This window comes from Staphylococcus casei, from assembly GCF_030294405.1.
Classification (GTDB): Bacteria; Bacillota; Bacilli; order Staphylococcales; family Staphylococcaceae; genus Staphylococcus; species Staphylococcus succinus.
Window position 1 is genome coordinate 1,624,298 of the sequence record NZ_CP125718.1, and the last position, 13,561, is coordinate 1,637,858.

The 13,561-nt window shown below is 32.1% G+C and carries 12 protein-coding genes; 2 read left to right on the forward strand and 10 right to left on the reverse strand.

Annotated features, from left to right (window positions below; genetic code table 11):
* Positions 1 to 303: 303 nt before the first annotated feature.
* Positions 304 to 1,959: a glycine betaine uptake BCCT transporter gene (locus tag QMO72_RS07905; RefSeq protein ID WP_433963168.1), complete on the reverse strand. Its 1,656-nt coding sequence runs from the start codon at positions 1,957 to 1,959 to the stop codon at positions 304 to 306.
* Between the two features lie 202 nt (positions 1,960 to 2,161).
* Here QMO72_RS07905 and mscL point away from each other — a divergent pair, with 202 nt between their 5' ends.
* Positions 2,162 to 2,515, forward strand: a complete 354-nt coding sequence (gene mscL / locus QMO72_RS07910) for a large conductance mechanosensitive channel protein MscL (RefSeq protein WP_046836340.1) — start codon at positions 2,162 to 2,164, stop codon at positions 2,513 to 2,515.
* A gap of 374 nt (positions 2,516 to 2,889) precedes the next feature.
* On the opposite strand, the gene sbcC is transcribed toward mscL, so the two are convergent.
* From sbcC to sosA, 8 genes are all read right to left on the reverse strand, one after another.
* A complete protein-coding gene (gene sbcC / locus QMO72_RS07915; RefSeq protein ID WP_103267349.1) occupies positions 2,890 to 5,919 on the reverse strand; it encodes an exonuclease subunit SbcC in 3,030 nt (1,009 codons plus the stop codon).
* Positions 5,920 to 7,050, reverse strand: coding sequence for an exonuclease subunit SbcD (gene sbcD, locus QMO72_RS07920; protein WP_103267350.1), 1,131 nt, complete (start codon positions 7,048 to 7,050; stop codon positions 5,920 to 5,922). It lies immediately after the preceding gene.
* A 108-nt stretch (positions 7,051 to 7,158) separates the two neighbouring features.
* Positions 7,159 to 7,626, reverse strand: coding sequence for a CcdC family protein (locus tag QMO72_RS07925; protein ID WP_103267351.1), 468 nt, complete (start codon positions 7,624 to 7,626; stop codon positions 7,159 to 7,161).
* 311 nt (positions 7,627 to 7,937) lie between these two features.
* A complete protein-coding gene (locus QMO72_RS07930) occupies positions 7,938 to 8,126 on the reverse strand; it encodes a hypothetical protein (RefSeq protein ID WP_069824176.1) in 189 nt (62 codons plus the stop codon).
* Between the two features lie 369 nt (positions 8,127 to 8,495).
* Positions 8,496 to 8,735: a YneF family protein gene (locus tag QMO72_RS07935; RefSeq protein ID WP_046836335.1), complete on the reverse strand. Its 240-nt coding sequence runs from the start codon at positions 8,733 to 8,735 to the stop codon at positions 8,496 to 8,498.
* Between the two features lie 204 nt (positions 8,736 to 8,939).
* Positions 8,940 to 10,928 (reverse strand): transketolase, encoded by a 1,989-nt coding sequence (tkt, locus tag QMO72_RS07940; RefSeq protein WP_103267352.1) that lies wholly within the window; start codon positions 10,926 to 10,928, stop codon positions 8,940 to 8,942.
* A gap of 76 nt (positions 10,929 to 11,004) precedes the next feature.
* Positions 11,005 to 11,253, reverse strand: a complete 249-nt coding sequence (locus QMO72_RS07945; RefSeq protein WP_069824178.1) for a DUF896 domain-containing protein — start codon at positions 11,251 to 11,253, stop codon at positions 11,005 to 11,007.
* Between the two features lie 130 nt (positions 11,254 to 11,383).
* Entirely contained in the window at positions 11,384 to 11,620 is a 237-nt protein-coding gene (gene sosA / locus QMO72_RS07950) for a DNA damage-induced cell division inhibitor SosA (protein ID WP_103267353.1), read from the reverse strand.
* Positions 11,621 to 11,762: 142 nt separating this feature from the next.
* Here sosA and lexA point away from each other — a divergent pair, with 142 nt between their 5' ends.
* Positions 11,763 to 12,386, forward strand: coding sequence for a transcriptional repressor LexA (gene lexA, locus QMO72_RS07955; RefSeq protein WP_046836331.1), 624 nt, complete (start codon positions 11,763 to 11,765; stop codon positions 12,384 to 12,386).
* A gap of 200 nt (positions 12,387 to 12,586) precedes the next feature.
* Here lexA and QMO72_RS07960 read toward each other — a convergent pair whose 3' ends face one another.
* Entirely contained in the window at positions 12,587 to 13,525 is a 939-nt protein-coding gene (locus QMO72_RS07960; protein WP_433963169.1) for a CAP domain-containing protein, read from the reverse strand.
* Positions 13,526 to 13,561: the final 36 nt, after the last annotated feature.

Sequence of the window (13,561 nt, forward strand, 5' to 3'; positions counted from 1 at the left end):
ATTTATGCCGTTATCTAAATTGTATAATTATATGTGACTTAAAACAACTACATAAAGCCAGAAACCTATATAATTAAGATTTGAATTTTCAATCGGTATGTATAAGTTATACTTATCATTAAAGGGATGTGTAATAAGTTAATATTATCAATTGAGAATCATTATCAACATTTTCAGATTTTTCCAATTACTTTTATGTCATTTCATTCTTCTATTTCATAATTGCGCGTAATATATACCCTTCATTTCAATAAAAAAAACGCACCCATAATGGGCACGCTTTTAAAAATTGCTTCATATAATTTATTTTAAGGTTTCATTCTTTTCAGTTTCTCTAAGCGATGCGCGTCTTTCGATAATATCATCTTCATAATCTTCTTGTTGATGCTGTAAGTAATCTTGCAATCTATGTTTATTTGGTGTCAATGTTAATCCTAAGAATTTACGTTCTTTATTCGCGTCTTTATAGAATGACACCATCATCATTATAACAACAAAGGAGAACGGCAATGCACTGATAATGGCAGCACTTTGTATTGCATTAAGCGCTTTAGCACCGTCACCTCCACCTGCAAATAGTAATACAAAAGCAATCAGTGATTGGGCCACGCCCCATGTCACTTTCACAAAATTTGAAGGTTCTAATGATCCATAAGAGGTTTGCATCCCTAACACGAATGTGGCAGAATCTGCTGACGTAATAAAGAACGATGCAATTAATACCAATGCAACAATAGATAAAACCATTCCCATTGGTATTTCATGGAATACGCCGAACAATTGCGTTTCTGCAGTCATATTAAAGAGTTCAGGATTTTTCTTACCAGTTTCAATACCTAGTACGCCAAATACACTGAACCATACGAAACTTACAATAGCCGGAACTAAAAGCACACCAGCGATAAATTCACGAATTGAACGTCCTTTTGAAACACGTGCAATAAAGATCCCTACGAATGGGCTCCAACTTAACCACCAACCCCAGTAATAAAGCGTCCAACTAGACATCCATTCACGTTTTTGAGGGTTTTGAGCAGCAGTATCAAATGAATTCAATAAAAACGAATTTAATAAACTACCTGCTGAACTTGTCATCATGTTTAAAATCAAAATGGTTGGCCCAATGATTAATACAGCAATCATTAATATTGCACCTAAAGTAATATTTAAATTACTTAAATATTGAATACCTTTACTTAAACCGGACCAAGCACTCATGATAAATAATATAGTTACAACTATAATAATTATAGCTTGTACCCAGACGTTATTTGGAATACCGAATAAATAGTTTAGCCCACCATTGATTTGTAATGCACCCATACCAAGAGATACAGCAACACCAACTACTGTCGCAAAAACAGCTAGAACATCAATGATTGTTCCGATTGGGCCTTCTACTTTATTTCCTAAAATAGGACGTAATGTTCTTGAAATAAGTCCTGGTTCCCCTTTTCTAAATTGAGAATATGCAAGCGCCAATGCAACTACGCCATAAATAGCCCATGCATGGAATCCCCAATGGAAGAAAGTAGAACGTAATGCTTCAGTATAAGCAGCAGTTGTTTTAGGATCTGCAGTCGGTGGCGCAGCAAAATCCGCCATAGGTTCCGCAGCACCGTAGAATACTAATCCAATACCCATACCAGCACTAAATAACATTGCAAACCATGAAACTGTATTAAATTCAGGTTTATCATTTGGTTTCCCTAGTTTTAATTTTCCGATAGGGCTAAAGATTAGGAAAATACAGAAGAAAACAATAAACGTAGTAAGAATCAAATAATACCAACCTAGTTTGTCCGTAATCCATAGCTTAATGCCATTTGTAATTGTATCAAATTGCTCTGGTAAAACAGCACCAATTAAAACTACAATCGCTACGATAATCGCGCTATAAATAAAAACTGGAGATATCTTCTTACCATTCGCATGTTTGTTAGAAGAATTCACACTCATTACTCCCTTTCTCATCTTATTATATTTTTAAAATCTTAAGTAGAAAATTACAAAACTTATATATAACTACTTTTGTTTCACCATATATAACAATAACAAACCCTTTTGTTAATATCAAACTTAGATAAAAAAAGTATACTCCAAACATAAAAATTATTGTATAATAAAATTTATATTTTTAAAAAAAGTGAGGTTAAGTATTATGTTAAAGGAATTTAAAGAATTTGCATTAAAAGGTAATGTATTAGATTTAGCAGTAGCAGTTGTTATGGGGGCTGCTTTCAACAAAATTGTAACAGCTTTAGTTACATTTATCATTATGCCATTAATAGGGCTAATTTTTGGTACAGTTGATTTTGCAAAAAGTTGGTCATTCATGGGCATTAAATATGGTATGTTCGTTCAATCAATTATCGACTTCATCATCATTGCGTTCGCACTATTTATCTTTGTAAAAATTGCCAACACATTAATGAAAAAAGAAGAAGAAGAAGAAATCGAAGAAAACACTGTATTACTTACAGAAATCCGTGATTTATTACGTGAAAAGAATTAATTTTTCCCTAAAGACCAGCATTTAATGCTTGTCTTTTTCATTTAAAATAAATCAACAGTTTTAAAATATGGGCCATTTTATAATAAGACATTTCGATTATTTTTTATGTTCATTAAGAAGACCGAGCAAACACTTAAACTGTGTTTGCTCGGTCTTTAGCTTGAATATAAATTTTAAATCATAACCGTAGTCTTTTACAAATACAAACTGTATTATCCTTGCTTATGTTGATCATAAGAGTTTTGTCTTCCCCCAAGAGCAGTACTCATGATGAACATGACATGTTGCAGTAGTTCTGATGAAAAGTGTACGCCAAACTTGCTTACACTCCAGAGGTTTTAGCTTGCCACTAAGCATATATCCGCTCTAGTAAATTACTGTTTTTTGAATTGTGTAGTGCTTTGATATTGTTCGGTTTCAACTTCAAGAATGAGCGGTATCCGTTGTTTGAGTTCACTCACATGAGAAATAATGCCTACCATTCTACCTGAAGACTTCAAACTTAATAATGTATCTAAGGCAGTTTCTAATGTTTCCTGATCTAAAGTTCCAAATCCTTCATCTACAAACATAGAATCTAAAGCGATACCGCCCGCTTCTTGCTGTACAATCTCACTAAGACCTAACGCTAATGCCAGTGAAGCTTGGAACGTTTCCCCACCAGATAACGATGTAATATGTCTAGCCTGATTAGAATGAGAATCAAACACGTCGATTTCAAGGCCACTATAACCTTGTGAAATTTGCTCTCTTCTTGTTAGTTGATAACGTTCACCCGTCATTAATGCTAAACGTTGATTAGCCTGAGCCAATATTCTTTCTAAATAATAAATTAAAACATAATTTTCTAATGTCAGTTTTCGCTCATTTTTACCTGAAAGTATTTCTGCAAGCTGAAAAACTTCTTGTTGTTCTTTTAATTCGAATTCTAATTGTTCAATCGTTGCTTTAATTTCATCAATTTTTTTCTGATTAAATTCAATTTTAAACTCGTGTTGGCTTAATTCAGTTGCAACGGTTTCTAAACATTGTTGTTGTCGTTCATAATCTTCTTTTAATTTTTCACTATCTTGAAGCTCACGGTCATTTGTTTCTGCTGTTAGTTGTGCTATCAATAATTCAAATGATTGCTTCTCTTTATTATACGTATCGATATCATCTTCTAATTTATTTTTTTCATTTAGCTTAGCTATGGTTTCTTTTACTTGATCAAAATGCTCAAAACCTATTCTTCCCATTTCTGTGTTAATTTTGGCAACCATATTTTCTAATTCTTCCTCAATTTCTGTATAACTTGCGTCTAAGTATTTTTTACTATTTTCTTCAATAGATAGCTCATTTTGGGCTTGTTGTATGCCTCGTCCTAACTTTTCTAACTCATTATCAAATTGTTGTATCTTGACTACATCAAGCTCGTACGCTTTCATAAATACATCAACATTTTTATGTTCTGTTGAATTTTCAAAATCATTGATCATCACTTCATGCGCTTTCAAATTCTGGAACACAGTTTTACTTTCTAATTCTAGGGCATGTAGTTTTTGCTCACGCTGTTGGAGCTGTTCCTTTAATTGGCTAATTTCTTCATTTTCAATAGTTGTTTTTTTCTTTTGCTGTTCTTTTGTCTCTATAAGTACGTCATATGCTTCATAATTTGTATCAGTTAAGTCAGCCTGTGAAAATTCTGCTAATTGCTCGTTTACATATTTTAACTCGCTTTCACATTTAATTTTATTGCCCGAAGCTTCATTAATACATCTTTCTATTTCTGATAAATTTTGCGATCTTTCAGTAAGTTCATCAAAATCTAAATGCTGTTCAATTTTATGTATTTCATTTCCACAAACAGGACAAGTATCACCTGATTGTACTGCTGATTGTATTTTTGTAATGATATCTTTTTTATTATTCAAATCTATATTTGTTTTATCAATACTACGATATTCATTTTCTAAATTTTTCAGATGTTGCTCAACAGCTTTTAAATCCTCTACTTTTTGTTTTTTTCTATTTTGTAATGATTGATACTCTATTTTTTTCAATTCATTACGTTTTAAATCTTTCACTTTATTCTTCAATTCAAAAATTTCACTGTTTAATATTTCTATTATTTCATAATCAGGGTTTCTATAATTCAACTGTGCATTCATCGTATCAAATTGCTGTTGTTGTAAGATAAAATTTTCATTGAGCTCGTTGTAAGAAACTTTTAAAGCATCATATTCTTGATATGCTTTTTTATATTTATTAGCATTATCATAAAATAGCTTACAGCGTTCTATAAATGCTCTTGTTTTTTCTAAGGTTTGAGATGACTTTTTATGAATCATTAGCGTCTCTTCATCATTTTGTATTTTCGATACTAAACGCCTTATCAATTGCTCCTTATTACTTATATCTTGAGTGATTTTATTTTTTTTAATTTTTAATGTTTCTTGAGTATCTAATAAATTAGCTAAAGGTCTGACCTCATAAATTTCATTGAGTAATTTTAATTTACTTTGTATATCATTTTCTTTTAACACTAAAGCATCATATTTTTCTTGTTGCTCTTTTAATTTAGACAATGCATGTTCTAAATTTATATTATCATTTAATATTTTCTCGGATTTTTTAACCTCGTCTTGTTGGCGGTCCTTGCTTCGTTTGAGTTGTTCCTGTATATCTTTGGCTTTTTCAATAAATTTAGGCAACACCTCAACAACACGATTCGTTTGTCTCGCATTGATTAATTTATACTCAGTTAATACTTCATCATTAAATGCATCGATATCTTGCCAATTATTTTCTAAGATACTAAATCTTTTTTCTATCTTTTCTCTCACTTCTTTAACATCATCCATTAAATTTCTTTGAATATCTTCGAACCGTTGACTATTAAATAATGTTCTTAAAATTTCTTGTTTCTCAGAACTTTTTGATAATAAAAACCGTTTAAACTCACCCTGCGGTAGTATAAATAATTGTCGAAATTGTTCTGCATTGACGCCTAATTGGCTTTTAATAAATTGATTTCCTGTATTTATTTTACTCTCTTTTAAATCATAGCCATCATTATCAAATTGATATACCGTTAATTGACCCAATGTTTTATTTTTATTGCCTTCTTTAATAAATGCGCCTTGACGTACAATTTTATAAACATCATCTCTTAACTTAAATTCAAATTCTACAACCATAGGAGATTTACTATCAGCAAAATGACTTCTCAAATCACTTTCTTTACGATCCTTAGTAGAAGCTTCGCCAAATAAGGCATAGACAATTGCATCAAAAATCATCGTTTTACCTGAACCTGTTTTTCCGCTTATTAAAAATAATTGGTCATCCTTTACATGATCAAAATCAATCGTTTCATTTAAAAAAGGTCCAAAATTGTTTAATTTTAAAGTTAATGGTCGCATTTATTGCATACCTCCTTCTAACAAATCATTTAACACACGATCTACCTTTTGACTTTGTGTAGAGGTTAAAGATTCATCTGTAATACTTTGGTAAAAATTCTTAATAATCGTTTCATCGTCTAATTTTTGTATCTCATAATTGCTACGATGAATAGGCGTATTAAAATCAAACGTCTGATTTGTTAAAGCGAGTGTATTAGGATAAATTTGTTTTAAATGCACCATCGGATCACTCACATGTGACATATGTTTTAGTTTGAAATGTAAATAGTTTTCTTTGTTTTTAATATCTAATTTTTCCTGAATTGCCTCTTCATAATCGCCTTCAATAACTTCTAACTGTCTAAGTGGTTGTATAGGTATAAATTTATCTTTAATCTTGTTATCTTTCATTTCCATTACCCTGTAACCTTTAGGTTGATTGCTTTCCGAGAAAGAATACTGCAATAATGAACCACTGTAATTTATAAAATCTGAATCTATACTAAATGGATGATGTAAATGGCCAAGCATTACCCTATCAAATTGTTGAAATGAACTTGCCTCTACAGATTCCACCGTACCAATTGTCAATGCTCGTTCTGAATCAGATCTAAGTCCACCTTGAACCGTTAAGTGCCCAACCAATACATTGACTTTGTCTTTATCAATCGCTTTACTTATATGTGATAAAGCTTTATTTACACATTGTTGATGTGTTTCTAAAGAATCATCATCAAAGAAATGCTGCATTTCATTGATGGTTGCAAAGGGCAATGTATAAAAATCTATTTCTCCAAATGATATTGGCTTATCAATATCTACAAGTTTTGTACGAATGTGCATCCCAGATTTTTCAAACCATTTAGAACCATAGTTTAATCGTTCTTTACTATCGTGATTACCACTAATCATAATGAGTGGTATGCCCATTTCTAAATTCAAAGTATTTATTGTACTTTCTAACAATTGTATTGCACCTTTACTTGGATAACTTGTATCATATAAATCTCCTGCAACTACAATTACATCGGGTTGTTCATTTTTCATTTCTTCTATAAAGCACTTTAAAATATATATTTGGTCATCTAGTAATGTTTTGCCATTCAATATTTTTCCTAAATGCCAATCTGCTGTATGTATTACTTTCATATTTACACCTCTCATAGAACCTTTGTTCGTATATATACTATTATATTCCCTTAATCATTTCTATTATAATAAAAATGCCGCTTATCACCTAGGATAAACGGCTCAAAACTATTGTATTAAACTACGCTTCACTTTTTTATATTTATATAACATCGCCAAACGCCAAGGAATAATCATACAAAAAGCAAGCAAGAAAAACATTCCCGCAATTTCTCCTGGGTCTATTTTATTACTAATAAATATTTTAATTACTGTACGAATTAAAAGTAATGAGATAAGTATTATAGGAAAAGCTTTAGATCGTTTCATATATACTTCATTACCTTTAGTTTCAAATCTAGATGTCCATATTAAAATTGTCGAAAATAATACGCCTAAAATAATACATTCTAAAATTTCAAATCCCGTTAATCTAAAATATGGAACGACATACATTAAAGCTCCAGTTGCCATAAAAAACGGTGGCAAAATAATTTTCCTTTCATTAACAGGAAATTGTTGTGCTTTCATGCGCACGATAATAACAGCAATTCCCATTAAAAAAGCGAAAACTATAGAAAAGATCAAATATAACATGCTGACACCTTCTTTAAGTTTCTACAAGATGATATTTATTTAGGATTGTTCATCACTCTACAAAGCTAAGACGTGAAATTGACACGCCATTGATTACTTAGCTATTATTAAAAACATCACATAGTATATATTAGCATTTTTTACATTTTGAAGATAATAAAATACATGGGTTTTATCAATTTAAGCACAGCTGTATAATATAATGAAGTGTATCACTCAACATACACATTGTCTCTATCTAATATGTAATAAGCAATATAAATTTCACAGAAAAAAATAAGCCTCAAAGAGACTTATTTTAACGTTTTTATTTACATAGCTTGTGACGTATTGTCGCAAGCAGAAAATGCATTATTTAATGTCATTCTAAGATAATTCATATCATGAAGCTGCATTGCGTTATGATATTTTTTAAATGATTCTTCAGTCGGAAAGTTAATGTGTATATTTGCAAGTCGATCTAAAACCTCTTTGTCTTCCATATCAAAAGCATCTCTCACTTTGTAATACCTCCCTTGTATAAGCATATTATATCAAACCAGAAAATATTTTCAATAATTTTCTGAATATTTAAAAAACATAAATTGCCACGAAACGCGCCACAACAATAACTATTCGAGAAAAATTTTTTTGAATTTATACATAAAATAAAGGTATAAATTACTTCGTTAAAAGTATTTTAAACTCATCTACATCTACGAATCAATATCACTACATTGCATCATCTTTCTTCAATAAATGCTATCTATTATTTTTATTAGGCTACGCTTATAACATAAGTTTAAACTGAAATCATTCCACCTTACTACAAACAAAAATAAGGGCTGGCAGTTACTTTTTTAAGTAGCTGCCGGCCCTTTATTGACGGTCTATTTAGACTTTTTGAGTTGTTCCTCTTGATTTTTATTCATCATCGTCATCATTTGATTTATTTTCTTTTGAGATGGTTTTTGACCCATTTGCATCATCATCATACGTAGCATCTCTTCATTAATTGGTGGGTTCTTTTTAAGATAATCCATCATATATTTTCTTGCTAGGAAAAATCCACCGACTAATCCAATAATAAGTGCTAACACGATTAATACTATTGCTAACCAAGTTGCCATTGTTTCACCCACTTTCCTATCCTAATGAATTTTACTAAAATTAGTACTCTATTTCAAGAGTAACTCCATGAATATCTTCTAACCTTATGTATTATATCAATTTCAATTTCAATTTGTAAATATAGTCACATATTTCTTTGATATTAAAAATTGGTATGAGAACAAGCGCTCCCATACCAATAATTAAATGCTATTAGACATTTATTAGAATGTTTGAATTTGATTCAATACATTTTCTTTAGTGAAACCATATTTTTCAACTACTAAATCGCCAGGAGCACTAGCACCGAATCCATCGATAGCGATGACTTTACCTTCAGTACCAACGTATTTATGCCAACCTAGTGATGATGCCATTTCAATAGCAACTCGTTTGGTAATTGATGATGGCATTACTGATTCTTTATACTCATCAGATTGTTGATCAAATGCATTCCAGTTAGGCATTGAAACAACGCGCACACCTTTACCTTGAGCTTCTAAATCTTTAGCAGCTTCAACAGCTAAGTTAACTTCTGAACCAGTAGCTAATAATAGGAATTCAGGCGCTTGATCTGATTCGAACACTACATAAGCACCTTTACGTACGCCTTCTTCAACTGTTTCTTTTGGAAGATCCATAGTTGTAAGATTTTGACGCGTTAGTACTAATGAAGTTGGTGTATTTTCTGATTCTAATGCTACTTCCCAAGCTACACGCGTTTCGTTACCATCTGCTGGACGAATCACATTCATGTTTGGAATCGCACGTAAACCAGCTAATTGTTCTACTGGTTCATGTGTAGGACCATCTTCACCAACAGCAATTGAATCATGCGTAAAGATGAACGTTGAATTTAAGCCCATAATTGCTGATAAACGTAATGCTGGTTTTAAGTAGTCACTGAATACGAAGAATGTTGCACCATATGGATGTAAACCACCGTGAGCAGCCATACCATTTACTGCAGCACCCATAGCAAATTCACGAACACCAAACCAAATATTTTTACCTTCTGGCGTATCTTTATCAAAGTCAGTTGCATCTTTAACATTTGATTTATTTGAACCAGCTAAGTCTGCTGAACCACCGAAGAATGAAGGTACAGATTTACTTAATGATTGAATAACTTCTCCAGAATCTGCACGTGTTGCACCACTATGTCCAGCTTCATATTCTGGAAGTACATCTTTGTAGTTGTCTGGTAATTTACCACTAATAGCTAATTTAAATTCTTCAGCTAATTCTGGATATTTATTGCTATATTCTTCAACAAGTTTGTTCCATGATGCTTCTTTTTCATTTGCACGTTTTAGCATGCTTTGTTGGAAAATTTCATAAACTTCTTCAGGCACATTAAAACGTTTTTCAGGGTCTAAACCATAGTTTTCGAAAGTTAATTTTCTTTCGTCTTCACCTAATGGCGCACCGTGTGCACCACTTGAATCTTGCTTGTTAGGCGCACCGTAACCAATAATTGTTTTAATTTCGATAATTGTTGGCACATCTTGTGTCTTAGCTTCTTCAATTGCTTTATCGATTGCATCGATATCATTGCCTTCTTTGACAAAAATATGTTTCCAACCATAAGCTTCGAAACGACCTTTAATATCTTCAGAAAATGCTTTGTTTAAATCACCATCTAAAGAAATGTCATTTGAATCATATAAAACAATAAGTTTATCTAATTGGCTATGACCTGCTAAAGATGCTGCTTCATGGGAAATACCTTCCATTAAATCACCATCTGATGCAAGTACATATGTGTAATGATCCACTACTTGTGCATCATCTTTATTAAATTTACCTGCTAGATGTTTTTCAGCCATTGCCATACCAACTGACATAGCAAACCCTTGTCCAAGAGGACCAGTAGTTACTTCAACACCATCAGTGTGTTTAAACTCAGGATGTCCAGGCGTTTTTGAATCCCATTGTCTAAATTGTTTAAGTTCTTCTAATTCTAAACTACCTGAAACATGTAAAAGGCTATACAATAACGCTGATCCATGACCCGCAGATAATACAAAACGATCTCTATCAAAGAAATCTTTTGATTGGGGGTTAAAATTTAAATGACGAGTCCATAAAGTGTATGCCATAGGAGCTGCACCCATAGGTAGGCCAGGGTGACCTGAGTTTGCTTGTTCAACAGCGTCAATACTTAAAGCTCTTATCGTATCTACCGCTAATTGATCTTTTTCTTTATTCATCTAAATGACTTCCTTTCTTCTAGCTAGTTTCATAATCATTATACATGATTTTTCATCTATTTAACAAAAAAATGAGTTAATTTTTTTCTTCCTCATCTTTAGAATCTAATATTTTTTTTACTTTATCTGGTGTTACATCATTACCTTCTGGATCAATCACTCTTGTACTTTCAATTTGCTGTTTAAATTTTTTTCTAAACGAATCTAAATATGTTTTGCGTAATTTAGATTGTTCTTTAGCTTCATTCTCAGTTAAGCCAACTTCCTTTTTCTTTTTAGCGAGTTCATTAATACGTTCTATATCAACGCCATCCATCTTTGCCATAAGAAACCTCCGTATTTCATTAATATAGAAAAATATAACAAAAAAGTGAACGAAACTAAATAGTTTCGCTCACTTTCCTCCCATTTGCTAATTCAAAATTATCTTATCTCTGTAAATAACTTTAACGACTTTATTGATGCGCTGCTGCAATTAATGCTTGTTCTATGTGTTCGCTTTTTCCTTCTGAAGTTGGTTGATTTCGTTCGTGTTTCGCTGTATCTTGTGTAATTTGATGGTCCGTCATTTCGTACGTTTGTTCTGATTTAGCATTGTTGTCAGCACTTATAATAAATAAAGCACATAATATCATAGTAACAACAAGTACCGTTATATATGGTTTCACTTCTGATTTATACATTTTCAACATTTAATAACACTCCTAGAACGTTTGTTTGTATTACCAATTTAACAGAACACTTGTTCTAAGTCAACACCAAAACGAACAAACGTTTGTAAAATGTATATGTGCGTGCTATAATAAATACAAATCAATCTAGGGAGTGCCTATTATGAGAGAATTAACTAAGCGACAAAATGAAATTTTTGAATATATAAAGCAAACAGTTCAATTAAAAGGCTACCCACCAAGTGTCCGTGAAATTGGTGAGGCTGTCGGTTTGGCGTCAAGCTCAACTGTACATGGCCATTTATCAAGATTAGAAGAAAAAGGTTATATAAGAAGAGACCCTACTAAACCACGCGCTATTGAGATTGTAACCGAACAAGTAGGTGAAGCAGTTAATATGGAAGAAACTATCCATGTTCCTGTAATCGGTAAAGTTACAGCTGGCGTTCCAATTACAGCTGTAGAAAATGTCGAAGAATATTTCCCTTTACCCGAACACTTTACTTCAACACATAACAGTGATATTTTCATCCTTAATGTTGTTGGCGATAGTATGATCGAAGCAGGTATATTAGACGGTGATAAGGTCATAGTTAGAAGTCAGACAATCGCTGAAAATGGCGATATTATTGTAGCTATGACTGAAGATAATGAAGCTACAGTAAAACGATTCTATAAAGAAAAAGCACATTATCGTTTACAACCTGAAAATAGCACTATGGACCCTATCTATTTAGATCATGTTACTGTACTAGGTAAAGTCGTAGGTTTATTCCGAGAAATGTAAAGTCATATCATACAGTTCTAATGGTACTCTCACAAAAATAAGAGGTTGAGCGCATGCGCTCAACCTCTTATTTTTCGTCTTTCTTCTCTAAAACTTCTTTTACTTTTTCAAGTATATCTTCTGTTTTATCTTTTTTATTTGTTGTCATAACTTATTCATCCTCACAAATTAAAGATACCCTTTTACAACACAATCAAACATTATCCTGTGTAATTTTCAGTCCAATATGGTTGTCTTTCTTCATTAAAATCAACACCTACGCCGAGCGTTTTAAAAGATTGTTTGAGTATATTTTTTCTATGACCTAATGAATTCATTAAACCTTGATGTGCATATATACTACTTGTTTGACCGTAAGCTAAATTTTCTCCAGCGGCATTAAAATCATGGCCGTCCGCTTCTAACCTATCAAACGGTGAATCCCCGGATAAATTATTATGATCAAAATAGTTATTTTCAGCCATATCTTCACTATGCGCTCTAGCAGTATCAGAAATACTCGATGAATAATTTAATGTGGCTAAGTCATGTTGAATCCTTTCAGCATTGACCAAATCAAAGTTTTGCAGTTCAAAGCTTTGAGCTAATCCTTCTGAAGGCGCACCATATTGTTGTTGTAAACGGCTCTCCATATTATCGCTAACTTGTAAAAGAGCAGTTAAGTTATTGTTCTCATGCTTATCATAAAAAGCTGTTGTATAAATTTGATCATCATGAAAATTATCATATTCATCATCTTTTACATCGAATCTAACATGTCCTTTTTGCTTTTCAGTAATAGGTTTACCTAGTCTATCCCTGACTGTTTCTTTAGGTGTGCCGTATTTAATTTTAGATTGTGATGAAATGACATTTTGATTACTATACAATGCATGCACTTTATTATCAATATAACTGACCATTACAAATGCTTTATAATCGCCTGAATAATAAGTATGCCAATTTGTACCATACTCATTAGATGTAACACGTTGGGCATCACCCAACTTCTGCTCCACCGTTTGCTTGGTCATATTCATTTGAATATTATTGATTGCAAACTCTTGTTTGCTAGGAACTTTCAGTGCCTGGTCAGAGGTAGAATTGTCCGAAGTCCAACTATTCACTTTAGTTTTAACTTGTTGTTGTAATGCTTCCATTGGGGCTGTCTCTTTTACAGGAACTACCAACACGAT